The following is a 22,603-nucleotide window of genomic DNA, read 5'->3' as shown; positions in this document are numbered from 1 at the left end:
GATCCGCGCGTCCATGATCTCGACGAAGCGCGCGCAGAGACCGGCCTGCGACTTGATCTTCAGCTTGCGGTAGATATCGCGGTGACCTTCGCCGACCGATGTCGGCGACGACGCGGCGCTTGAGCAGCTCATTGCCGGAACGCTGGACAAGCATGAGAGCATCGCTTGAGACCTGTGCTTTTCGTCACCGGCTTCCCTTATTTCAACGCCTTTCCGGCACATTATTCCGCGACCGTTACCCGTGCCGTTGGTCAACCGTAGGACAATGGTCTGGCTGACATGGGACTTCAGTCTCACGGCGTTGATTTTTGTTTTATATCAAATGGTTAGGGGGCCACTCGGTTGCAAGGCCGCGTATCGAGCGCATTTGTCTAAAGTTCACCCTATACAATTAGCGATTTCTCATACGATGCTCCCCTAGCGGTTGGGGCGAAGGGTGGCGATTCCCCGAGGAGGTTACCATGACAAATCGAAAGACTCTGTTCGCGGGGCTTGCCGCATTGGCGCTTCTGGCGTCTCCCGCGCTCGCCGGAGCCGGCGGCAACGGGCACGGCGGTGGTGGCGGCAACGGGCATGGCGGCGGTGGCGGCAATGCCGGCGGCAACGGTGGCAGCAGCGGCCATGGCAATGGCAAGAGCGGCGCTTCGCACGGCAAGTCGTCGGCCCGGGGGCAGGCAGCCAAGGCGAAAACCACGGTCGATGCGACCACGCAGGTCTCGTCCGTGCACAAGGAGAAGAACATCCACGCCAAACTCGGCCGGCTGAACTCGCTGCAGCGCAACATCAATGCCTACATGAACTCGAAGAGCAAGAAGTTCGCTGCCATTCAGGCTTTCGTGACGCAGTCCGCCAAGGCCAAGGTCGCCCAGGCCGCGGTTGACGCGGCCCAAGCTCAGCTGGATGCGCTGAATTCGCAGTTGAGCGCGCTGACGTCGCTGACGCCCGATCAGATTGCCGCCATGTCGCCCGAAGACCAGGCGGCCCTGCCTGGGCAGATATCGGCTCTGCAGGCCGAGGTCACCGCCCAGGAGGCAGTGGTCGCCGCCGCCAATGACGCGGCGCAGGCGGCATCCGTCGGCACCGATGATGCATCGCTCGACGCGGCGCTGACGGAGATGGCAAACAAGCCTGTCGACGCCGAGGTCACGGCCTGGGCCCAGGGCGTCCTTGCCGACAAGATCGACCAGACAGCCGCCGCGATGCAACCGGCGCCGTAGCGAATCGCCGCCGAAACGGCAGTAGCCAGTCAAAGAAGATGCCGCTGGGTTCTCCCGGCGGCATTGCTGCTTTACAGCTCACACGTGCTTGCGGCCGCCGGTCTCGCGGAACCAGCTGTCGGGATAGGGGTACCACCAGCCCTGGATCTCCGGTTTGTGATCGATGATCACCATCTTCGAGCGGCGGAAGGCGTCGAGGCCCTGCCGCCCGAGTTCGCGGCCGAGGCCTGACGCCTTCCAGCCGCCGAAGGGCAGGGCGTCATTGTCGATCAGCGGGTTGTTGACCCAGACCATGCCGGCCTCGAGCCGTTCGGCGGCCTCATGGGCCTCGGCAAGATCGGTGGTGAACACCGAGGCGCCGAGCCCGAACGGGCTGTCATTGGCGAGCCGGATCGCCTCGTCGAAATCTTTCACGCGGCAGATGGCGGCGACTGGCCCGAAACATTCCTCGCGCACGATCGCCATGTCGGGCGTGATGCCGGTCAGGATCGTCGGTTCGTAGAACCAGCCGGTGTTGTGCGCCGGCGGAATGCGCGCGCCGGTGATCGCCCTGGCGCCATGAGAGATTGCATCGTCGACCAGCCGCATGACCTTGGTCCGCGCCGCCTCGCTGACTAGCGGGCCGATCTCGCTCTTATCCAACCCGTTGCCGATGCGCAGCGCCCGTGTCTTTTGAGCAAACAGCTCGACGAAGCGGTCATGCACGGCGTCGACGACGAAGAAGCGTTCGGCCGAGGTGCAGACCTGGCCGGTGAGGTGGAAGGCGGCGGTGACGGAGCCGGCCGCCGCCACCTCCAGCGGCGCGTGTTCACTGACGATCAGCGGATCGCTGCCGCCGGCCTCGATGACGCAGGGTTTCATGCGTTCGGCGCAAGCAACCGCGACCGCCTTGCCGGCGGCGACCGAGCCGGTGAAGGCGACGGCGTGGGTGCGGTCGGAAGCGATCAGCGCCTGCGCCGCGGCCGCGCCGCCGGGCAGGCAGGAGACCAAGCCTTCGGGCAAGGAGCGGAACACCGTCATGTATTCCAGCGTCGACAGCGTCGTCGCCTCGGCCGGCTTGATGACGCAGGCATTGCCGGCGGCAAGCGAGGCGGCGACCGTCCAGCACATCAACAGGATCGGAAAGTTGTAGGGCATGATGTGCACTGAAGTGCCGTAAGGCTCGTAGCGCGCATATTGGAACGAACCCGCCTGCGTCGTGCCGGCGACTTTGCCGGCCTCGTCGCGCGCCATCTCGGCATAGTAGCGGAAGATCGGTGCGCAATTGGCGATCTCGCCGATCGCCTCGGGATAGGGCTTGCCCATCTCGCGCACCATCAGTTCGGCGCAGCGGGTGAAGTCGGCTGCCTCGATGGCGTTGGCGACGGCATGCAGATGTTTGGCGCGGCTCTTGGCGTCGAGTTTTTTCCACGCGGCTTGCGCCTTGGTCGCCGCAGTGAGCGCGGCGTCGATCTCGCCTTCGCTGGCGGCGGCAATTGCGCCCACGGTCTCCAGCGTCGCCGGGTCGATCACCGGTTTTGCCGTGCCGGTCATCGGCCGGTAATCCGGATTGACGAAGAAGGCCGGCCGGTCAGCGGAGAAGTCCATGGTCGTCCTTTCAGGCCCGCTCAGCGGATCATGTAGACTTTCTTGATCGTCTCATGGACGGTGCAGACGCCTTTCCAGTCCTGCGGGAAGAACGCCGCCGTGTCCGGCTCGATCTCGATCACCTCGCCGGATTCATGGACATAAGTGCAGCGGCCCTCGAGGAAGTGGCAGAACTCGTCGCGGGTGACATGGCAGTGCCATTTGCCGGGCGTGCAGACCCACAGGCCGCATTCGGAGCGGCCTTCCGGCCCCTTGTGCAGCAGTTTGCCCGAGGTGCGGGATTCGCCCTCGATCATGGTCGGGATGACACCCCAGTCGACGAGGTCGGTGATGGCGAGCGGGGATTGCATGATGGGCGTTGTCATTTCAGGAACTCCGGTGGCCGGCAGGTTTGCTTGAGCATGATCTTTTCCGAGAACCGGTTCCCACTTTTCGGGATCATGCTCTAGGCCAGCATGTAGATGTTGCGAATGGTCTCGTGGACGGTGCATTCGCCGGCCCAGCCGGCCGGGAACATGACCACCGTGGCGGCGGAGACCTCGATGACCTCGCCGTCGTCCGATCTGTAGGTCGCGCGGCCAGCAACGAAATGGCACAATTCGTCACGCGGGATGACCAGCCGCCAGCGACCCGGCGTGCAGACCCAGATGCCTGATTCCGGTTGGTTGTTCGGTCCCTTGTGCACCAGCCTGCCGGTGGAGTGCGAAGCCCCTTCCAGCGCATCCGGCTGGGCGCCCCAGTCGAGGAGATCTGTGCGAGAGGAGGCTTGATGAAGGTGTGGGGCGGAGGAGGTCATAGCAGCTTCTCCAGCAAACCCGCTGCTTTCTCCGGGCCGTTCTGCGACTGCATCTGCGCCGAGGTCTTCGCCAGCTTGGCCTTCATCGCCGGGTCGGTCAGGCAGGCTTCGATCCTGGCGACCAGCTCGGCGTCGCTCCAGTCGTAGCGCGGCATGCCGAAGCCGTGGCCGGTTTCCTCGACTCTTGTGGCGTTGTCGTGGCCATCCCAGACATAGGGCATGATGATGGCCGGCTTGCCGAAATAGAGGCACTCGGTGAACGAGTTGTTGCCGCCATGGTGGATCACGGCGTCGACCTGCGGGATCACCGAAGGCTGCGGGAACCAGCTCTCCACGATGACGTTGCCGGGCGCGTCAGTATACTGGTCCTTGTAGCCGCCGACATTGACCAGCGCCCGGTAGCGCGTCTTGCCCAGCATCGCGATGATGCGCTTCAACAAATCGACATCGCCGGCCCCGAGGCTGCCGAAGGACACGTAGAGCAGTGGCCCGTCATTGTTCTTGGCGAAGGTCGGCACGGCGTAGGGTTTCTCCTGCCGCACGCAGCCTTCCAGATACTGGAACTTCGCCGGGTCGAGCGGATGGCGGCGCTTGAACTTCGCCGCCTCGGGGTAGAGCAGCAAATTGAGATAGGGCGAGGCCTCGAAGAACTGGCCGACCGGATAGGACGCTTCGTTGTTGGCGGTGAGGAACGCATTGAAGTCGTCATGGATCGGCTTGATCACGGCGTTGAAATGGTCGCGGTAGCGCTGGTGCCCGGCATGGTCGTTCTCGCCGCAGCCGGAGAGATGCGGCGGGATGTCGTCATCCTCGATCTCGTTTTCGGAGCAGGAGATGACGCGCACCCACGGCTTGCCATACTGCTTGATCGCCGGGAACAGGATGACGTTGTCGACGCAGATCACGTCCGGCTTGATGGCATCGAGAACGCGCGGCAGATCCTTCTGCGCCCACTTCGCGCTGTCGACGATCGCCGTCCAGCAATCCTTCACATAATTGTCGACCTGGTCATAGGGGGATTTCCGGAAGTTCGGGATGTGGCCGTTGATGAAGTCCTCCCAGAACTTGGCCATCTGCTCCGGCGGCATCGGCTCGGAGAGGTTCACCGGATGCGCTTCGAAACCGTAGTCTTTGTAGACATCGATAAAGCCGGGATCCGACAGGAACACGGCCTTATGGCCATGTGCCTCGACCGCCTGGGCGATACCGACGGAATTGAGCGCCGGGCCAAAGGCTGCCTCAGGAAAAAACGCGATCGTCTTTTGCGCCATCAAGCTTCTCCATCAATCCTTGAAAATTCTGACATCGGCGGCATCCCAGCCGAGTTCGACAGTGTCGCCGGCCGAAACCGGCCGGCGGTCGGCGGCATCGGCGGTAACGCGAACCAGGAACGGTTTTGGCGACAGGGCGGTGCGGACATGCAGCTGCAGGTCGAGACCCTGATAGGCAAGCGCCTCGACGGTGCCGGCAATGCGGTTGGCGGTCTGAGCCTTGGGGAATAGCCGGATGCGTTCAGGCCGCACTGAAGCGACGGCTGCCGCACCGGGCGAGAGCGTTGCAGGCACCTTGCCCGTGATGCGCGTGCCATTGGCCGCCATCACGCCGTCGGCCACGGCCTTGCCCGGAACGAAATTCATGACGCCGATGAAGTCGGCAACGAAGCGGTCGGCTGGATACTCGTATACCGCGTGCGGCCTGTCGCATTGCAGCAGTTTGCCGTCCCTGAGCACCGCCATGCGGTCGGCCATGACCAGCGATTCCTCCTGGTCGTGGGTGACGATGACGAAGGTGATGCCGACCTCATGCTGCAGGCGCTTCAGTTCCAGTTGCATGGCGCCGCGCAGCTTCTTGTCGAGCGCGCCGAGCGGTTCGTCGAGCAGCAGCAGACGGGGACGCTTGACCAGAGCCCGGGCGAGCGCGACGCGCTGTTTCTGGCCGCCCGACAATTGCTCCGGCTTGCGGTCGGCGAAAGGCACCAACTCGGTTGTCGAGAGAATGGCGTCGACTCGAGAGCGGATCTCGGCAGCCGGCAAACGTTCCATTTCGAGGCCATAGGACACATTGGCCCTGACGCTCATATGCGGGAACAGAGCGTAGGACTGGAACATCAGATTGACCGGCCGCTTGTTGGGCGGGGTCCTGGCGATATCGCGACCATCGAGCAGGATGCGCCCGTCATTGGGCGTCTCGAAGCCGGCCAGCATGCGCAGCAGTGTTGTCTTGCCGCAGCCCGAAGGCCCGAGCAGGGCGAAGAACTCGTTCTCGCGGATGTCGAGCGAGATGCCGTCGACGGCGGTGACCCGGCCGAAATTCTTCGAGACCTTGTCGATCGACAGCAGCGTGCGCGGTTCGCTCATTGGCCGATGACCCCGCGGTTGAGCCGCTGCGACAAGGTCAGCGCGGTGATCGAGACCGCCATGACGATGGTCGCCAGCGCGTTGATCTCCGGCGTGATGCCGAAGCGGATCATCGCATAGATCTGCATCGGCAGCGTGGTCGAGGCGCGCCCGGCGCCTGATGTGAAGAAGGCGATGATGAACTCGTCGACCGACAGGGTGAAGGCGAGCAGCGCGCCGGCGATCACCGCCGGCAGGATGACCGGCAAAGTCACCCGCCGGAAGGTGGTGAGCGCCGAAGCGCCGAGATCGGCGGAGGCCTCGACGATCGACCAGTCAAAGCTCTTCAGCCGGGCGCGCACCACCGAGCAGACGAAGGCGAGGTTGAAGACGACATGGGCGAGGATGATGGTGTGCAGTCCCATGGTGACATTGAGCATGGAGAAGAATGAGAGCAGCGCGATGGCCAGCACGATGTCGGGAATGATCATCGGCGCGAAGATCAGCGCCTCCAACCCCTTGCCGTATTGGCGGCGCATCTCGATGCCGATCGCCAGCAGCGTGCCGAGAAGCGTGGCGATCGCGGTCGAGACCAGTGCCACGATCAGCGTGTTGAGGGCGGCGGACAGGATCGCTGAATTGCCGGCGAGCGAGGCGTACCATTTCAGCGAAAAGCCCGACCAGGCTGTCGGCAGCCCGCCTGCGTTGAAGGACAGCGCGACCAGCACGGCGATCGGGATGTAGAGGAAGGCGAAGACCAGCGAAAGCACGAGCCAAAGCGTGCGTCGCGTGGCGGGGGAGCGCTCAGCCATCGGCGTTGCTTCTCGCTTCGGCAACATGGCCCGACGCTCGATCGGCGGCGATAGCCTGCGCCATCAATACCAGCAGCATGATGGCGATCAGCGCCATGGCCAGTGCGGCGCCGAACGGCCAGTCATTGGCGGTCAGGAACTGGTCGTAGACGAGATTGCCGATCATCTGGAAGCGGCCGCCGCCGAGCAGCGCCGGCGTGACGAAATTGCCGATCGACAGCACGAAGACGAAGACGGCGCCGGCGGCGATGCCAGGCACGGTCAAGGGCAGGATGACCCGGCGAAACGTGGTCGCGGCCGAGGCGCCGAGGTCGCGCGAGGCTTCGGCGAGCTCCGGGTTGAGGCGCGACAGCGGTGCGTAGCAAGCAAGGATGACGAAGGGCAGATAGTTGTAGACCAGGCCGGCGATGACGGCGCCTTCGGTGTAGAGCATCGATGGCGGCTCGCCGGTGTAGCCGAACCAGCGCAACAGCTGGGTGACCAGACCTTCGCGGTTGAGCAGTACGATCCAGGCATAGGTGCGGATCAGATAGTTGGACCAGAAGGGCAGCACGGCGAAGAACAGCAGCACCGGCTGCAGCCGGCGCGGTGCGGCCGCGATGGCGTAAGCGGCGGCGTAGCCGATGATGACGGCGATCAGGGTCGCGGTGCCGGCGATGCGCGCCGAATTGAGGAAGATACCGGCATAGAGCGGGTCGAAGACCAGCCCGAAATTCTCCAGCGTGAAGGTGTATTCGATGCCGCCATAGGTGCCGCGCCGGAAGAAGGCGAGCGCCAGCACCAGCGCACATGGCACCACCATCAGGGCGGTAAGCCAGGCCAGCGCCGGCGCCATCAGCAGGGAGGAGCGAAGTCTGGTTTGGGACACGATTGCGGTACCGCATTCAACGATCGACGGCGGAAGCCCGCCGTCGATCGTGATCTCTGACTTTGAGGCTGCCTATTGCGCGGCCTTGATCTCGCTGACGATCTTGGAATAGTCGCGCTGGGCGTCGCCGACATCGCGCAGCTGTTCGAACTTGACGAGGTCGGCCACCGGCATCGCCATGTTGGGGAATTTGGCCAGGAAGTCGGCCGGCAGGCTTTCCATCGCCGGCTTGTTCGGCACCTTGTAGTCGATGTTCTGCGCCGCCCAGGCGTGGTTCTTGGCGTCGAGCATGAAGTTGATGAACTGGAAGGCGGCGTCCTTGTTGGCCGAGGCCTTCATCACCACCATCGTGTCGACCCACAGGTCCGAGCCTTCCTTGGGGATGACGTATTTGATCTCAGGCTTTTCGGCGATGCCATAATTGCACCAGCCGTCCCAGGCCTGCACCAGCAGCGCCTCGCCGGAGACGAGCTTCGAATAGAAGGTGGTGTCGTCGTAGGCGAGCAAGGTCTTCTTGGCCGAGATCAGCAGGTCCTTGACCTCGGCCATCTTGGCCGGATCGGTTTCGTTGACCGAATAGCCCTTGTCGAGCTGCCCGGCGGCCAGCAGCCAGCGGTCGGTCGCCAGCATGGTGGTCTTGCCCTTGAGGTCGTCGGACGGGGCAAGCAGATCGCTCCAGCTGGTCGGTGCCACTTTCACCAGGTCCGATCGGTAGCAGAGGCCTGTCGTGCCCCAGGTGTAGGGTACGGAAAAGGCATTGCCGACATCGTGCGGCAGCTTGGTCGCCTCGGGATAGAGGTTGGCGAGATTGGCGACCTTGGCGTGGTCGATCGGCTCCGTCAGGCCGAGCTTGTTCAGCACCTCGGCGAAAGGCGAGGAAACGAAGACGACGTCATAGCCCTTGCCGCCGGAGGCGACGAGCTTGCCCATGATCTCCTCATTGGTGGCGTGGACGACCACCTCGCCGGAAACGCCGGTCGCGGTCTTGAAGGCGGCCATGGCATCGGGCGCCATATAGCCGTCCCAGTTGGAAATGACGAGGTCGGCGGCGGAAGCCGGCGCCGACAGCGCCAGGGCAAAGCCAAGCGCGATCGAGGATATCTTCAGCGAACGGTGCCGCGGTGTGGTGGCTGTCATGACAGACTCCCATTCTGGTTGATCGTCGAATTTCATTCGTCGGACCAGCGCTTGCGACCGTGCCGCCGCTTCGATCCTGTTCCCCGGTCTTTTTCTTGCCGATTGCAGTGACAGTACTATTGCAGAAAAAAGTACGTCAATCCATAATTTGTCGGACGCTCAAAGAATCTGGCCGATTGCGTTCGCAAGGATGATCGGCCAAACCGTATCGGCCACCTCCGTTCACGGGAACTGCCATGCAAGCCGCCGCCAGACGACCGCGCACCAACCATCTCGATCTCGCGCAGCGCATCCTCGATGTCGCCCGGCAGCGCGGCTTCGAAGCCGGCGCCCATCTGCCGGAGCAGCAGATCGCGTCGCTTTGCAATGTATCGCGCACCCCGGTACGGGCCGCGCTGCGGCTGCTTACCGAAAAAGGCGTGGTGCGCTGGGAAGCCGCCTCGGGCTATCGCCTGGCCATCGACCTGGCGGCGCAGGCGACCATGACCGCCGACCTGCCTGTTACCGAGGAGGACGAACTCGCCGAAAAGATCCTGCGCGACCGGTCGGCGCGCCGGTTGGATCAGACGGTCACCGTCGGAGCGCTGATGCGGCGGTACGACGCCGAGCGCAAGACGGTACTAAAATCTTTAAAGAAACTGACCGAGGAAAATCTGCTGGACCGCGCGCCGGGACAGTCCTGGCTTTTCAGGCGAACACCGGACGATCCGGAGGCACAAGGCGAAAGCTACGAATTCCGCCTGCTGCTGGAACCCGCCGCCATTCTGACACCGGGCTTCAGGCTCGACGGGACACGGGCCGCGGCTTTGCGCCAGGGCATGGAAGCGTTGCTGGCGCTGCCCGATGCGGCCTTCGATAGCAGGGAGTTCCAGCGGCTGGACATCGAGTTCCACTCGATGATCGCCGACGGTTGCGCCAACCGCTTCGTCACCGATGCGCTGTCCGATCACCTCAGGCTGCGCCGGCTGCCGGGCGTCTATGCCGGCGTCAACGTCTTCCGGCTGAAGCAATCGCTGCGCGAGCATCTCACCATGCTCGACCATCTGGAGAGCCGGCAGTTCGAGGTTGCGGCCGACCTGCTTCGCGTGCATCTGCGCCTGTCGCGCAACCAGCGGCCACAGGCGGCCAGTCGCGGGGCGCCTGCATTGTTCGGCATGATCAGCCGGCCGGATTGACGAGGATCATGCGCAAAGCCAGTCCGACCATCGCGCTGTTTCCGGAAGCGAGCTTCGGCGCGGCGCTCAACTGCGTCGGCATCGCGCAGGCGCTGCGCGCCCGCGGCGCCCGGCCGGTGTTCATCTGCCATGCCGGGTTCTCCGGCGTCTTTGCCGACTATGGTTTCCAGGAATACCAGCTGCCCACCGACGATCCGCTGAGCGACAGCGAACGCCAGAGCTATTGGCAGGCTTTCGTGCGCCGCCATCTGCCGCATTTCAGGCTGAGCCCGGTCGACCAGCTCGAAACCTATGTCGCCCCGACCTGGCAGGCGATCGTCGACACCGCGGCCAATGCCGAAGCGCCGCTGCGCCAATTGCTGACGCGGCTGAAGCCCGACGCGGTGGTGCTCGACAATGTCATCATGTTTCCGGCACTCGCCGCCGCCGGCTGCCCATGGGTGCGGGTGGTCTCCTGCGCCGAGACCGAGCTTCCCGATGCCAATGTGCCGCCCTATTTGTCCGGCCTCGCCGCCGATGATCCGGGCCGCGCGGTCTTCGAGGCGCGCTACCTCGCGGCGGTCGCGCCGGCGCACGACCGGTTCAACCGGCTTCGCACCGAGGCCGGCCTCGCTCCGTTGCCCAAGGGGCTGTTCCTGGAGGCCTCGCCCGACCTTAACTTGCTGTTGACGCCGTCGATCGTGCGCCGGCAGCGCGCCGAGCCGCTCGATCCCTCGCGCTTTATCTATCTCGAAGGCTGCGTGCGCTCGGAAGGGCCGTTCGAGGTGCCGGTCTTTCCACGCAATGGCGGACCGCTGGTCTATGTCAGCTTCGGCAGCCTTGGCGCCATGGATGTCGGGCTGATCGAGCGCATGCTGGCCGTGTTCGACAGGCTGCCGGCGCGCTTCATCGTCAATGTCGGCGGCCTGCGCGACAGCTACCGGGCGGTGCCGGACAATGTCTATCTCGATGCCTGGTTTCCTCAGCCCTCGGTGGTGGCGAAATCCGACCTGTTCATCCATCACGGCGGCAACAACAGCTTTTGCGAAGCGCTGCGTTTCGGGGTGCCGTCGCTGATCATGCCCTATTGCTGGGACGGGCACGACAATGCGCAACGCGCCGAGGAAACCGGCGTCGGCAATCATATCAGCCGTGACGGCTGGACCGAGGATGTATTGGAGAGAGCAATCCTCGGCCTGCTGGCCGACGATGCAATGCGCGCCCGCCTCAGGGGCAATGCAGCCGACATGGCGCTGAAACCCGGAACGGACGTGGCCGCTGAAGCCATTCTCTCTCTGATACGGACCTGAACGAATGCCTGAAAACCACACAACGAATATGCCGCCTGTGAGCAGCACCAATGACCCGAAGCGCTGGCTGGCCGGGCATGCAATCACCGAGATCGAATGCCTGGTGCCCGACATGAACGGCGTGCTGCGCGGCAAGGCGTTGCCGATAGCAAAGTTCCTCAAGGCGCTGGAGGACCGCGCGCTCTATCTGCCGAGCAGCGCTTTCCTCGTCAGCATAGACGGCCGCTACTCCGGCTCGATCGACGAGGGCTTCGCCTACCAGGACCCCGACATGCGCATGGTGCCGGATGTTTCCACGCTTTGCCTGGCGCCAGGCGGCGGCGCAGGCAAGGCCTATGTGTTCGCCGATGCCCTCCACATGGACGACCGGCCATGGATGGCCTCGCCGCGTCATGTCTTGCGAGCCGTGCTCGACCTCTACCGCCAGCGCGGCTGGCGGGCGGTGATGGCGCCGGAGCTCGAATTCTATCTCACCGCACCCAATCCCGATCCCGACCGGCCGCTGACCGCGCCGGTCGGCGGCAACGGCCGTGCCGAGACCGTGCAGCATCCCTACGACATGGCGGCACTGGAGGAATTCGAGCCGGTGATCCGGCGCATCTATGATCACGCGGCCGCCGCCGGGCTGCCGCTCGACACGCTGATCCATGAATCCGGCACCGCGCAGCTGGAGATCAATTTCCTGCATGGCGACCCACTGGCGCTGGCCGACAAGGTGCTGCTGTTCAAGCGCCTGACCAGACAGGCGGCGCAGGCGAGCGGCATGCACGCCATCTTCATGGCGAAGCCGATCGCGGCGCAGGCCGGCAGCTCGATGCACCTGCACATGTCCATAGTCGACGAGCGCGGCAATGCACTGTTTGCCGGCGCTGACGATGCGGATACCACGATGTTCGGGCATTTCATCGGCGGCCTGCAAAGATACGTCCCCGAGATCATGCCGCTGTTTGCACCGAACGTGAATTCGTTCCGGCGCATCCGGCCGAACCACAGCGCGCCGGCCAATATCGAATGGTCGCATGACAACCGCTCCTGCGGCCTGCGCGTGCCGGCCGGTGGGCGCGTTGCACGGCGCATAGAAAACCGGCTGCCCGGCGCCGATGCCAATCCCTATCTGGCGATGGCCGGCTCGCTGCTGGCAGGCTATCTCGGCGTCGAGGAGAAGATCGAGCGGTCGGCGGAAGCGTCGGGCAATGCCTACAAGATCAGGAGCACGCTGCCGAAAACCATGGAGGAAGCGCTCGACCGGTTCACCGCGTGTGAGCCGGTGCGAGGGTTGCTCGGCGAGGACTTCTTCCAATCCTACCTGCGCGTGAAGAGCGTCGAGCTCGATCTGTTCCAGAGCGTCGTGACGTCCTGGGAACGCGATCATCTGTTGCTCAAGGTGTGATGATGGGTTTCAATTCCGGTTTGGATATCGGCAAATCCTGTTATGCCGCCACCGCCAACGCGTCGCCGGATCATTCTGCCCTGCAAGGCGAGGTCGACGCCGACCTGGTGGTCGTCGGTGGCGGCTGCACGGGCTTGTCCGCAGCGCTTCATGCCGCCGAACGCGGGCTGAAAGTGGTGCTGCTCGAAGGCGGCAAGGTCGGCTGGGGGGCGTCCGGACGCAATGGCGGCCAAATGATCCCCGGCCTGCGCAAGGGCGCCAAGGGGCTGGTCAAGGCCTTTGGCCCGGAGCGGGCGAAGGCGCTGTTCGATCTTGCCTTCGAGGCGCGTGGGCTGGTGCTGGATATCATCGAGCGCCACGCCATCGATTGCGACCTCAGGCTGACCGGTCATCTGGTCGGCGCGGTCAATGGCTCCGACTTGCGTGACCTCGAAGAAGAGGCCGAGTGCCTGGCCACGGTGATGAAGTTCCCGCATGCCGAAATCCTGTCAGCGGCGGAAGCGCGCGACAAGGTTGACACACCCTATCATGGCGCGATGTACGAGGCGCTTGGCGGCCACATGCATCCGCTGAACTACACGCTCGGCCTTGCCCATGCCGCAGTCGCGGCCGGTGTCGTCATCCATGAGAATTCGGTGGCCGTGCGGCTGGAGCGCGAGCCGGGCATTCGCGTCTCGACGGCCAAGGGGTCGGTTCGGGCAAAGCATGTCGTGCTGGCGGGCGATGCGCTGCTTCAGGGACTGGAGCCACGCGTCAACAGCCGCATCATGCCGGTCGGCAATTACATCGTCGCCACCGAGCCGCTGGAAGGCGGACGCAATGTCATTCCGGCCAATGTCGCGGTGTCCGACACGCGCTTCGTCGTCAATTACTACCGCATGTCGGCGGACGGCCGGCTGCTGTTCGGCGGTGGTGAGCGCTACACGCCGGCGCCGCCGGCCGACATTGCCGGCTTCGTGCGGCCGCATATGGAAAAGACCTTTCCGCAACTGAGCGGCTGCCGCATCGATCATGCCTGGGGCGGACTGGTCTCGGTGACGACATCGCGGCTGCCGCATGTCGGGCACTATGGCGAGGTCTATTTCGCGCATGGCTATTCCGGCAAGGGCGTCATCCTGTCGACGCTGTCGGGCAAGCTGTTGGCCGAGGCAATCACCGGCGACGCTTCGCGCCTAGACCTGTTTTCGACGCTCTCGCCCATGCCCTTTCCTGGCGGCACAGCGCTACGCGGCCCGCTCTATGTGCTCGGCATGCTGTGGTATGCGATGCGCGACCGTATCAAGCATTGAGTGCAGGCGGGCGCAGCGACGAAACCTGTTAGACGACGAAGAAATCCTCGATGCGCTGCTTGGCCGCGAGCAGCGCCGGCAGGATCTCCCGTTCCATCTCCGCGACGGAGAAGCGGGCCGACTGGGTCGAGACATTGATCGCCGCCACGGTCCGACCCGTGCGATCGTTGATCGGCACGGCGATGGAGCGCAGGCCGAGTTCGAGCTCTTCGTCGATGATGGCAAAGCCGTTCGCTTTCGCTTTGCCGATGGCTTCGGCAAGTGCTGCTCTTGCAGTCATCGTCTTTGGCGTGCGTCCCTCGATGGTCACCTGACCGAGGAAGGTCTCCAGTTCACCGGGCGCGAGGCCGGAGAGCAGGACCCGTCCCATCGAGGTGCAATAGGCGGGCAGCCTGGTGCCGACATCGAGCGAGACGCTGAGGATGCGCCGGCCGGGAACGCGGGCGACATAGACGATGTCCTCGCCGGACAGGATGGCGGCCGAACAGGACTCGTTCAGAAGTGCCGCGACCTCGCGCATGATGGGGGCGGCAAACGTCCACAGCGATGCGCCGCCGAGCCATGTGCGGGCGACGGTCAGCAGGCGTGGCGACAGCGAAAACTGCCGGCCGGCCTGTGTCGCGTAGCCGGCGGCGGCCAGTGTCAGCAGGAAGCGGCGCGCGCCGGCGCGGGTCAGTCCTGCTTCCTCAGCCATCTCGGTCAGCGTCATGCCGGCGGGGTGCCGCGCCAGTATCTCCATGACCGCAAGCCCGCGTTCGAGCGAGCCGATATGGTCACGGGAAGCGGCCTCGTCGTTCATGTGGCCTCCTGAAAATGGCGGCGCTGCCAGATTGACTTTGCGCCAAAACCCGACGTAAAAGTATCCCATATAAAACATAAGTTCGCAATACGAACTTTTTGAGCTTTGGAGCATGAACGATGGTCAAATTCCTGCCGCTAAGCGAGGCCGTGGCGGGGAATTTGAACGATGGCGACACGGTCGCCTTCGAGGGCTTCACCCATCTGATCCCGACGGCGGCGGCGCATGAAGCGATCCGCCAGGGGTTTCACGAACTGACGCTTATCCGCATGACACCGGACCTCATCTACGACCAGATGATCGGCATGGGCATGGCCAGGAAGATCGTCTTCTCCTATCTCGGCAATCCCGGCGTCGGGCTATTGCGGCGCGCCCGCGACGCCATCGAGAACGGCTTTCCCAGGCCGATCGAGGTCGAGGAACACAGCCATGCCGGCATGGCCAATGCCTATGAGGCCGGTGCCGCCGGTCTGCCTTGCGCCGTGTTTCGTGGCTATCGCGGCGCTGGCCTGGCTGCGGTCAATCCCAACATCAAAACGGTCTCTTGCCCGTTTACCGGCGAGGTGCTTGCCGCCGTTCCGGCCATCCGCCCCGATGTCACCTTCATCCATGCGCAGAAGGCGGACAGGAAGGGCAATGTGCTGGTCGAGGGCATCATCGGCATTCAGAAGGAAGCGGTTCTGGCGGCAAAGCGCGCCGTGGTGACGGTCGAGGAAGTGGTCGACAATTTCGACGAGTTGCATCCCAATCTGACCGTGCTGCCGAGCTGGACGATATCGGCCATTGCAGTCGTGCCGGGCGGGTCGCACCCGTCCTATACGCATGGCTATTATGTCAGGGACAATGCCGCCTATCTCGAATGGGACGAGGTCGCGGCGGACCGTGAGAAATTCCGGACATGGATGCAGGCGAACGTCATCGAAAAGACCGCCGACGATTTCGCCGCCCGCGTCGAGCATCTGAGGATTGCGGCATGAGCGATGGCGAGCTGGGTTTCACATCAAATGAAATGATGACGATCGCCGCCAGCCGGGCGCTGAAAAACGACGATGTCTGTTTCGTCGGGATTGGCGCGCCGTCGGCCGCCTGCAATGTCGCGCGGCTGACGCATGCGCCCGATATCACGCTGATCTACGAGAGCGGCACGATCGGCACCGCACCGCAAGTCCTGCCGCTGTCGATCGGCGACGGCGAGTTGTGCGACACCGCCGTCACCACGGTTTCGGTGCCGGAAATGTTCCGCTACTGGCTGCAGGGCGGCCGCATCTCGATCGGCTTCCTCGGTGCCGCCCAGCTCGACAAATTCGGCAACATCAACACCACGGTCATCGGCGATTATCTTCACCCGAAGACCCGGCTCCCCGGCGGCGGCGGCGCGCCGGAGATCGCCACCTCGTCGAAGGAGATCTACATCACCATGGCGCAGTCGAAGCGCGGCATGGTCGAGACCATCGATTTCTACACCTCCTTCGGCCATGGCGAGGGCGGCGACCACCGAAAACGCCTCGGCATCGACACAGCAGGGCCGACGCTGCTGATCACCGACCTCGCCATCTGGAAGCCGGACCCGGTGACCAAGGAATTCACCGTGGTGTCGCTGCATCCCGGTGTCTCGCGCGCCGAAGTGCAGGCGACCTGCGGCTGGACGGTGAAATTCAGTGATACGGTCGAAGAAACGCCGGCACCGACCGCGCTCGAACTGAAGACATTGCGCGACCTGCAGGCCCGCACCAAGGCGGCGCACGCGGCGACAGGAAAAGAGAAGGCGGCATAAATGGCCGAGGCCTATATTTGTGATTACATCCGCACGCCGATCGGGCGCTTTGGCGGTGCGTTGTCCTCGGTCCGCACCGACGATCTCGGCGCGATACCTCTAAGGGCATTGGTCGAGCGCAATCCCGGCATCGACTGGCAAGCGGTCGACGATGTCGTCTATGGCTGCGCCAATCAGGCCGGTGAGGACAACCGCAACGTAGCGAGGATGTCCCTGCTGCTGGCCGGCCTGCCCAAGGAGGTTTCCGGCTCGACTGTCAATCGGCTGTGCGGTTCGGGCATGGATGCCGTCATCATCGCCGCGCGCGCCATCAAGGCTGGCGAGGCGGAGCTGATGATAGCAGGCGGCGCCGAGTCGATGTCGCGCGCGCCGTTCGTCATGCCGAAGGCTGAGACCGCCTTTTCGCGCAATGCCGAGATCCACGACACCACCATTGGCTGGCGCTTCGTCAATCCGCTGATGAAGCAGCAGTATGGCATCGATTCCATGCCGGAGACCGGCGAGAACGTGGCGGAAGAGTTCGCCGTCTCCCGTGCCGACCAGGATGCGTTTGCCGTGCGCAGCCAGGACAAGGCGGTCGCAGCACAAGCCAATGGCCGGTTGGCGAAAGAGATCACAGCGGTGACCATCCCGCAGCGCAAGGGCGACCCGGTTATCGTCGCGAAGGACGAGCATCCACGCGCCGGCACGACGATCGAGGCGCTGGCGAAACTGCCGACGCCGTTCCGGCAAGGCGGCACGGTCACCGCCGGCAACGCGTCGGGCGTCAATGACGGCGCGGCGGCGCTCATCGTCGCCTCGGAAGCGGCCGTGAAGAAATACGGGCTGACGCCGATCGTCCGCATCCTTGGCGGTGCTGCTGCTGGCGTTGCGCCGCGTATCATGGGCATCGGCCCGATGCCGGCGACGCGGAAGTTGTGCGCGCGGCTCGGCCTGACGCCGCAGCAGTTCGACGTGATCGAGCTCAACGAAGCCTTTGCCTCGCAAGGCATTGCCGTATTGCGCCAACTCGGCATTGCCGAGGACGCCGGGCACGTCAACCCGAATGGCGGCGCCATCGCGCTCGGTCATCCGCTCGGCATGTCGGGCGCGCGCATATCAGGCACGGCGGCGCTGGAGCTGCGCGAACGTGGCGGCCGCTATGCGCTTGCCACAATGTGCATCGGCGTTGGCCAGGGTATTGCGATAGCGCTCGAACGGGTTTGATGCCCGGTCTTTCGGCCGCCTGGCGGCCGAGCCTTGGCGCTACCAAATTTGACCATGTGGACAAAAGTCTGGCGTCGTTCCATAGTTCCCTGTCTTGAAAACCTAGCGAACAGCCGGCTCGACATGGCTGTCGAACAGAGGGGCATGAGAATGGCAAACGGGAAGAGCGGATTCCAATTGAAACGCGAAGGTTTTTCGCGCCGCAATGTGCTGGAGCTGGGCGCACTCGGCCTGGCGGCGGCCATGCTGCCGGGCAGGGCCTGGTCGCAGGACAAGAAGCTGAAGGTGGCGGCGATCTTCGCCACACCGATCGAGGAGCCATGGGACCACCAGATCCATGTCGCCCTGCAGAGGGCCGAGAAGGAACTCGGTATCGAATACAAATGGTCGGAAAAGGTGCAGACGGCGGATTTCAGCCGCGTCATGCGCGAATATGCGCAAGGCGGCTATGAGCTGGTGCTGGGCGACGCCTTCGCGGCCGAGCGTGAATCGCGCAGGACCGCCAAGCAGTTCCCGAAGGTCGCGTGGCTGTTCGGCTCCGGCGCCGGACCAGCGGAGCCGAATTTCGGCGTCTTCGACAACTGGATCCACGAGCCGGCCTATCTCTCCGGCCTGATTGCCGGCAAGATGTCGAAGAGCGGTACGGTCGGCGCCGTGGCGGCGATGGGCATTCCCGAGGTCAACCGGCTGGTCAACGCCTTCTTTGCCGGCGCCAGGGAAGTCAATCCCAACATCAAGAAGAAGGTCGCCTTCATCGGCTCCTTCTTCGACCCGCCAAAGGCCAAGGAAGCCGCGATCGCGCAGATCGACGCCGGCGTCGACGTGATCTATGCCGAGCGCTTCGGCGTCATCGAAGCGGCGGTGGAGAAGAAGATCCTCGCCATCTCCAACATGTCAGACCAATCGAGCCTCGGTCCTGACACGGTGATCACCGGGCCGGTCTGGGACATGTATCCGACCGTCGAACAGGCGATCAAGCTGGTCAAGGCCGGCGTCTTCACGGCGCAGGATTATGGCGATTTCTCGCGCATGGCCAAGGGGGGGTCCTCTCTGGCGCCTTACCACAAATTCGACAAGACGCTGCCGGCGGACGTCAAGGACCTGGTCGAGAAGAAGAAGGCCGAAATCCTCGACGGCAATTTCCGCGTCGACGTGGATGAGAATACGCCGGTCTCGGATTGAGTTCTGGTCTTTAGGGGTCGGTGCTAGGCGCCCCCCTCTGTCCTGCCGGACATCTCCCCCTCAAGGGGGGAGATTGGCCGCTTCACCGCCATGCGCCGGGCACGCCCTCACAGTTCAGGAGCACCCTTGTCCGCCCCCCTCATCGAAATGCGCGGCATCACCAAGAGCTTCGGCGCCGTCAAGGCGAGCGAGGCCGTCGATCTCAGCGTGGCGCCGGGCGAAATTCTTGGGCTGCTCGGCGAAAACGGCGCCGGCAAGACGACGCTGATGAACGTCCTGTTCGGCGCCTATGCGCCGGATGCCGGCGAGATCCTGATCGAGGGCCGACCGGTGACGATCAACAGCTCCGCCGATGCGCTCGCCGCCGGCATCGGCATGGTGCACCAGCATTTCCATCTGGCGCCACGGCTTTCGGTGCTGGAAAACCTTTTGATCGGCATTCCCGGCAAGTCGGGCAGGATCGACCGCGCCGGCGGGCTGGCGCGGTTGAGCGAGATCGGCCGGCAGCATGGGCTCACGCTTGATCCCGATCTTCCCGTCTCGGCGCTGTCGGTCGGCGAGCAGCAGCGGCTCGAAATCGTCAAGGCGCTGTTTCGCGGCGCCAGGCTCCTGATCCTCGACGAGCCGACGGCGGTGCTGGCGCCGACCGAGGTCGACGGGCTGTTTGCCGCCTTGCGGTCCATGGCCGCCCAGGGACTCGGCATCATCTTCATCTCGCACAAGCTCAACGAAGTCCGGGCGCTGACGCATCGCTGCGTGGTGCTCAGGCACGGGCGCGTCGCGGGGCGTGTCGATGATCCGGCCAATACGACGTCCTCGGAGATGGCGCGGCTGATGTGCGGGCACGAGATCGTGCCGCCGGCGAGGGGACCGTCGACGCCAGGTGCTGCGGTGCTGACCCTCGATGGCATTTCGACGTCCCGGCATTCTGGCATGGCGTTGCGCAACATCTCGCTTTTCGTCCGCGCCGGCGAGATCCTCGGTATTGCCGGCGTCTCGGGCAACGGCCAGCGGGCGCTTGCCGAGGTGATTTCCGGCGTGCTGGCGCCCGATGCCGGCCGGATGACGATAGCCGGCAAAGCGGTCTCGCAATTCTCTCCGCGCGCGGTGCAGGCGCTCGGTCTCGGCCGCATCCCGGAAGATCGCATGACGACCGGTCTCGTCATCAACCTGCCGCTTGCCGATTCCATGGTGCTGCCGCGCATCGGCACGGGGGCGTTCAGCAGCAGAGGCTTGCTCAAGCCCGATGCGATCCGTGCCTTCGCCGAGGCGCAGATCAAGGCCTACGACATTCGCTGTCCCGGACCTATGACACGCGCCGGCGCGCTGTCCGGCGGCAATCTGCAGAAGGCGCTGCTGGCGCGTGAACTTGCCTTCGATCCAAAAGTGCTAATCGTGTCGCAGCCGACGCGCGGCCTCGATATCGGTGCCGCTCGCTTCATCCACGAAAAATTCCTCGACATGCGGGCCAAGGGCTGCGGCATCATCGTGATCAGCGAGGATCTGGAAGAACTGCTGATGCTGTGCGACCGCATCGCGGTGATGTATGAGGGGCGCATCGCCGGCACGCTGGACAGCGCCGACGCCACGATCGCGCGGCTCGGCCTGATGATGACCGGAGCCGGGCAAGCCGAGGAGGCGGCCTGATGTTCCGCCTCGAAGCCCGCACCTCGACGCCCGCCTGGTTCAATCTGGCGCTGCCGCTGCTGGCGATCGCGGCGACGCTTATCCTGTGCAGCGGCCTCATCGCGCTGGCCGGCGCCGGTGTCATCGAGGCCTATGGCGTGATGTTCTCGGCCTCGCTTGGCGACAGCTACGCGATCACCGAAACCCTGGTTCGGGCAACCCCGATGATCTTCACCGGACTTGCCGTGGCCGTCGCGTTTCGCGCCAAATTCTGGAACATCGGCGCCGAGGGGCAGTTGCTGGCCGGTGCGGTGGCGAGTTGCGCGGTCGGCGCCATCCCAATGCCGGGGCCGCTCGCCATGCTTTTGATGGCGGTGGCGGGTGCCGCCGCAGGCGCCGCCGTTGCCCTGGTGCCGGCGACGTTGCGGGTGAAGTTCAAGGTCGACGACGTGGTCAGCTCGCTGCTGCTCAACTCGGTTATCTTCTACGCCCTGATGGCGCTGATCGAAGGGCCGTGGAAGGATACATTCAGCGGCTATCCGATCTCGCCGCCGATCGAGGATTCGGCGAATTTCCCGGTGCTGATGGAAGGCACCAGGCTGCATATCGGGGTGCTGGCGGCGCTGGTCGCGGCACCCCTGATCTGGTTCTTGATCGCGCGCACGACGCTCGGCTTCCGGATCCGCGTCACCGGCGAAAACCCGGAAGCGGCGCGCTATGGCGGCATCAATGTCGAACGCGTGCTGCTTTCGACCGCGCTGCTCTCCGGAGCGCTCGCCGGCCTTGCCGGCGTCGGCGAGGTCGGCGGCGTGCATTTCCAGGTGATGAGCGATATCTCGCCGGGCTACGGCTATTCCGGCATCGTCGTCGCCATGCTGGCCAGGCTCAATCCACTCGGCGTGGTGCCTGCGGCGATCTTCCTCGCCGCCGTGATGACCGGCGCCGAGGCGATGTCGCGGGCGACCGGCGTCCCGGCCTTCCTCAGCGACGTCATCCAGGGCACGGCGTTGCTTGCCATGCTGGTGGCGCTGCTGTTCACCGCCTATCGCATCCGCCGCGTCGGGGTGGCCCGATGAGCGTGGTGCTGGAACAGATCTTTCAGGTCGGCTTCCTCGCCGCCATCATCCGCATCGCCACGCCGCTGGCCTTTGCTACGCTCGGCGAAATGTTCTCCGAACGGGCTGGCGTGCTCAATCTCGGCATCGAGGGCATCATGTTGTTGTCGGCGATGACCGGGTTTACGGCCACCAGCCTCAGCGGCAGCCTGTGGCTCGGCGTGCTGGCGGCGGTGCTGACCGGCATGCTGATGGGCGCGATGCATGCGCTGTTCACGGTGGCGCTGGGTCTCAGCCAGCATGTCTGCGGCATCGGCGTCACCTTGTTCTCGTCGGGCCTTGCTTATTTCCTCTACCGGCTGATCTTCGGCCAGCAATCGGTGCCGCCGAGCATCAAGGGTTTCGCCACGCTGCCGATCCCTGTTCTTTCCGACATCCCCGTGCTTGGGCCGGCGGTGTTCAACCAGTTTGCGCTGGTCTACATGGCAATGCTGGCCATACCGCTCGCCGCCTTCGTGCTCTACCGCACACCTTGGGGCCTGTCGGTGCGCATGGTCGGTGAGAATCCGCGCGCCGCCGACTCGGCCGGGGTCAGCGTGATTGCGACGCGCTTCCAGGCGGTCATTCTCGGCGGCGCGCTGATGGGACTGGCCGGCGCCTTCCTGTCGATGGCGCAGTTCAACGCCTTCACCTTCGGCGTCGTGTCGGGTCGCGGCTGGGTGGCGATCGCGCTGGTCGTGTTCGGCCGCTGGGATCCCTGGCGTTCGGCGGGCGCAGCACTCCTGTTCGCCTTTGTCGACGCCTTGCAGCTACGCATGCAGGCGAGCGGGCTCGGCCATATCCCCTACGAGGCGTTCCTGATGCTGCCCTTCATCTTCACCATCGTTGCGATGGCGGTGATGTCGCGCAATGCTGTCGCGCCTTCGGCACTGCTCAAGCCGTTTCGCCGGGAAGAACGTTGACAGCCCGGCGAAATGCCGACGGACAGTTACCTCTCGACCAGCTACCGCCGGGTTGACGGCCCGAATGGAATTCTTAAAGCGCGTCGCGTTTGAGCGGATTCAT

At 64.4% G+C, this 22,603-nt stretch carries 21 protein-coding genes; 12 read left to right on the top strand and 9 right to left on the bottom strand.

The window, feature by feature from the left end:
- Positions 1-461 precede the first annotated feature (461 nt).
- On the top strand, positions 462-1,217 hold the full coding sequence (locus tag CN311_RS27390) for a hypothetical protein (protein WP_097576762.1): 756 nt from the start codon (positions 462-464) through the stop codon (positions 1,215-1,217).
- 78 nt (positions 1,218-1,295) lie between these two features.
- Here the strand turns inward: CN311_RS27390 and CN311_RS27385 are convergent, their stop codons facing one another.
- The 8 genes from CN311_RS27385 to CN311_RS27350 all read right to left on the bottom strand — a co-directional run bounded on the left by CN311_RS27385 (position 1,296) and on the right by CN311_RS27350 (position 8,753).
- Positions 1,296-2,804 carry an aldehyde dehydrogenase family protein gene (locus tag CN311_RS27385; RefSeq protein ID WP_097576761.1) on the bottom strand — a complete coding sequence of 503 codons (1,509 nt, stop codon included), beginning with the start codon at positions 2,802-2,804 and terminating at the stop codon, positions 1,296-1,298.
- A gap of 20 nt (positions 2,805-2,824) precedes the next feature.
- The gene (locus CN311_RS27380; protein WP_097576760.1) at positions 2,825-3,169 is read right to left on the bottom strand and encodes a cupin domain-containing protein; all 345 of its coding nucleotides are present in this window, start codon (positions 3,167-3,169) and stop codon (positions 2,825-2,827) included.
- Positions 3,170-3,249: 80 nt separating this feature from the next.
- Positions 3,250-3,600 (bottom strand): cupin domain-containing protein, encoded by a 351-nt coding sequence (locus tag CN311_RS27375; protein WP_097576759.1) that lies wholly within the window; start codon positions 3,598-3,600, stop codon positions 3,250-3,252.
- Positions 3,597-4,871: a nucleotide disphospho-sugar-binding domain-containing protein gene (locus tag CN311_RS27370; RefSeq protein ID WP_097576758.1), complete on the bottom strand. Its 1,275-nt coding sequence runs from the start codon at positions 4,869-4,871 to the stop codon at positions 3,597-3,599. Before CN311_RS27370 ends, CN311_RS27375 begins: the two co-directional genes overlap by 4 nt.
- A gap of 12 nt (positions 4,872-4,883) precedes the next feature.
- On the bottom strand, positions 4,884-5,957 hold the full coding sequence (locus tag CN311_RS27365; protein ID WP_097576757.1) for an ABC transporter ATP-binding protein: 1,074 nt from the start codon (positions 5,955-5,957) through the stop codon (positions 4,884-4,886).
- Positions 5,954-6,748 carry an ABC transporter permease gene (locus CN311_RS27360; RefSeq protein WP_097576756.1) on the bottom strand — a complete coding sequence of 265 codons (795 nt, stop codon included), beginning with the start codon at positions 6,746-6,748 and terminating at the stop codon, positions 5,954-5,956. The genes CN311_RS27365 and CN311_RS27360 overlap by 4 nt, the downstream gene beginning before the upstream one ends.
- Positions 6,741-7,583 carry an ABC transporter permease gene (locus tag CN311_RS27355; protein WP_097576755.1) on the bottom strand — a complete coding sequence of 281 codons (843 nt, stop codon included), beginning with the start codon at positions 7,581-7,583 and terminating at the stop codon, positions 6,741-6,743. The genes CN311_RS27360 and CN311_RS27355 overlap by 8 nt, the downstream gene beginning before the upstream one ends.
- Before the next feature lie 105 nt (positions 7,584-7,688).
- On the bottom strand, positions 7,689-8,753 hold the full coding sequence (locus CN311_RS27350; protein ID WP_097576754.1) for a polyamine ABC transporter substrate-binding protein: 1,065 nt from the start codon (positions 8,751-8,753) through the stop codon (positions 7,689-7,691).
- A gap of 236 nt (positions 8,754-8,989) precedes the next feature.
- On the opposite strand from CN311_RS27350, the gene CN311_RS27345 reads away from it, so the two are divergent.
- Genes CN311_RS27345 through CN311_RS27330 form a run of 4 tightly spaced genes read left to right on the top strand, consistent with a single transcriptional unit; the run spans position 8,990 to position 13,896 of the window.
- On the top strand, positions 8,990-9,928 hold the full coding sequence (locus tag CN311_RS27345) for a GntR family transcriptional regulator (RefSeq protein ID WP_097576753.1): 939 nt from the start codon (positions 8,990-8,992) through the stop codon (positions 9,926-9,928).
- 5 nt (positions 9,929-9,933) lie between these two features.
- Entirely contained in the window at positions 9,934-11,217 is a 1,284-nt protein-coding gene (locus tag CN311_RS27340; RefSeq protein ID WP_097576764.1) for a glycosyltransferase, read from the top strand.
- A 4-nt stretch (positions 11,218-11,221) separates the two neighbouring features.
- Complete coding sequence (locus CN311_RS27335; protein WP_097576752.1) at positions 11,222-12,607, top strand: glutamine synthetase family protein; 1,386 nt, start codon at positions 11,222-11,224, stop codon at positions 12,605-12,607.
- A complete protein-coding gene (locus CN311_RS27330; protein WP_097576751.1) occupies positions 12,607-13,896 on the top strand; it encodes an NAD(P)/FAD-dependent oxidoreductase in 1,290 nt (429 codons plus the stop codon). Before CN311_RS27335 ends, CN311_RS27330 begins: the two co-directional genes overlap by 1 nt.
- Before the next feature lie 28 nt (positions 13,897-13,924).
- On the opposite strand, the gene CN311_RS27325 is transcribed toward CN311_RS27330, so the two are convergent.
- Positions 13,925-14,695 carry an IclR family transcriptional regulator domain-containing protein gene (locus tag CN311_RS27325; RefSeq protein WP_097576763.1) on the bottom strand — a complete coding sequence of 257 codons (771 nt, stop codon included), beginning with the start codon at positions 14,693-14,695 and terminating at the stop codon, positions 13,925-13,927.
- A gap of 119 nt (positions 14,696-14,814) precedes the next feature.
- On the opposite strand from CN311_RS27325, the gene CN311_RS27320 reads away from it, so the two are divergent.
- The 7 genes from CN311_RS27320 (at position 14,815) to CN311_RS27290 (ending at position 22,500) form a co-directional block, all read left to right on the top strand.
- Positions 14,815-15,672, top strand: a complete 858-nt coding sequence (locus CN311_RS27320) for a CoA transferase subunit A (RefSeq protein ID WP_097576750.1) — start codon at positions 14,815-14,817, stop codon at positions 15,670-15,672.
- Positions 15,669-16,469: a CoA-transferase subunit beta gene (locus tag CN311_RS27315; protein WP_097576749.1), complete on the top strand. Its 801-nt coding sequence runs from the start codon at positions 15,669-15,671 to the stop codon at positions 16,467-16,469. Before CN311_RS27320 ends, CN311_RS27315 begins: the two co-directional genes overlap by 4 nt.
- Complete coding sequence (pcaF, locus tag CN311_RS27310; RefSeq protein WP_097576748.1) at positions 16,470-17,675, top strand: 3-oxoadipyl-CoA thiolase; 1,206 nt, start codon at positions 16,470-16,472, stop codon at positions 17,673-17,675.
- A gap of 150 nt (positions 17,676-17,825) precedes the next feature.
- Positions 17,826-18,857: a BMP family protein gene (locus CN311_RS27305; RefSeq protein ID WP_097576747.1), complete on the top strand. Its 1,032-nt coding sequence runs from the start codon at positions 17,826-17,828 to the stop codon at positions 18,855-18,857.
- Between the two features lie 126 nt (positions 18,858-18,983).
- Positions 18,984-20,504 carry an ABC transporter ATP-binding protein gene (locus CN311_RS27300; RefSeq protein ID WP_097576746.1) on the top strand — a complete coding sequence of 507 codons (1,521 nt, stop codon included), beginning with the start codon at positions 18,984-18,986 and terminating at the stop codon, positions 20,502-20,504.
- Positions 20,504-21,559 (top strand): ABC transporter permease, encoded by a 1,056-nt coding sequence (locus CN311_RS27295; RefSeq protein ID WP_097576745.1) that lies wholly within the window; start codon positions 20,504-20,506, stop codon positions 21,557-21,559. Before CN311_RS27300 ends, CN311_RS27295 begins: the two co-directional genes overlap by 1 nt.
- Positions 21,556-22,500: an ABC transporter permease gene (locus CN311_RS27290; protein ID WP_097576744.1), complete on the top strand. Its 945-nt coding sequence runs from the start codon at positions 21,556-21,558 to the stop codon at positions 22,498-22,500. The genes CN311_RS27295 and CN311_RS27290 overlap by 4 nt, the downstream gene beginning before the upstream one ends.
- Positions 22,501-22,603 lie beyond the last annotated feature (103 nt).

The sequence above is a fragment of the Mesorhizobium sanjuanii genome, from assembly GCF_002529485.1.
Taxonomy (GTDB): Bacteria; Pseudomonadota; Alphaproteobacteria; order Rhizobiales; family Rhizobiaceae; genus Mesorhizobium; species Mesorhizobium sanjuanii.
The sequence above is the reverse complement of the archived record's forward strand: the minus strand, read 5'-3'. Positions and strand labels throughout refer to the sequence as shown.

Coding starts and splice junctions, on each gene's coding strand:
- CN311_RS27390 (WP_097576762.1), top strand. CDS start 462: ATGACAAATCGAAAGACTCTGTTCGCGGGGCTTGCCGCATTGGCGCTT.
- CN311_RS27385 (WP_097576761.1), bottom strand. CDS start 2,804: ATGGACTTCTCCGCTGACCGGCCGGCCTTCTTCGTCAATCCGGATTAC.
- CN311_RS27380 (WP_097576760.1), bottom strand. CDS start 3,169: ATGACAACGCCCATCATGCAATCCCCGCTCGCCATCACCGACCTCGTC.
- CN311_RS27375 (WP_097576759.1), bottom strand. CDS start 3,600: ATGACCTCCTCCGCCCCACACCTTCATCAAGCCTCCTCTCGCACAGAT.
- CN311_RS27370 (WP_097576758.1), bottom strand. CDS start 4,871: ATGGCGCAAAAGACGATCGCGTTTTTTCCTGAGGCAGCCTTTGGCCCG.
- CN311_RS27365 (WP_097576757.1), bottom strand. CDS start 5,957: ATGAGCGAACCGCGCACGCTGCTGTCGATCGACAAGGTCTCGAAGAAT.
- CN311_RS27360 (WP_097576756.1), bottom strand. CDS start 6,748: ATGGCTGAGCGCTCCCCCGCCACGCGACGCACGCTTTGGCTCGTGCTT.
- CN311_RS27355 (WP_097576755.1), bottom strand. CDS start 7,583: ATGGCGCCGGCGCTGGCCTGGCTTACCGCCCTGATGGTGGTGCCATGT.
- CN311_RS27350 (WP_097576754.1), bottom strand. CDS start 8,753: ATGACAGCCACCACACCGCGGCACCGTTCGCTGAAGATATCCTCGATC.
- CN311_RS27345 (WP_097576753.1), top strand. CDS start 8,990: ATGCAAGCCGCCGCCAGACGACCGCGCACCAACCATCTCGATCTCGCG.
- CN311_RS27335 (WP_097576752.1), top strand. CDS start 11,222: ATGCCTGAAAACCACACAACGAATATGCCGCCTGTGAGCAGCACCAAT.
- CN311_RS27330 (WP_097576751.1), top strand. CDS start 12,607: ATGATGGGTTTCAATTCCGGTTTGGATATCGGCAAATCCTGTTATGCC.
- CN311_RS27325 (WP_097576763.1), bottom strand. CDS start 14,695: ATGAACGACGAGGCCGCTTCCCGTGACCATATCGGCTCGCTCGAACGC.
- CN311_RS27320 (WP_097576750.1), top strand. CDS start 14,815: ATGGTCAAATTCCTGCCGCTAAGCGAGGCCGTGGCGGGGAATTTGAAC.
- CN311_RS27315 (WP_097576749.1), top strand. CDS start 15,669: ATGAGCGATGGCGAGCTGGGTTTCACATCAAATGAAATGATGACGATC.
- pcaF (WP_097576748.1), top strand. CDS start 16,470: ATGGCCGAGGCCTATATTTGTGATTACATCCGCACGCCGATCGGGCGC.
- CN311_RS27305 (WP_097576747.1), top strand. CDS start 17,826: ATGGCAAACGGGAAGAGCGGATTCCAATTGAAACGCGAAGGTTTTTCG.
- CN311_RS27295 (WP_097576745.1), top strand. CDS start 20,504: ATGTTCCGCCTCGAAGCCCGCACCTCGACGCCCGCCTGGTTCAATCTG.
- CN311_RS27290 (WP_097576744.1), top strand. CDS start 21,556: ATGAGCGTGGTGCTGGAACAGATCTTTCAGGTCGGCTTCCTCGCCGCC.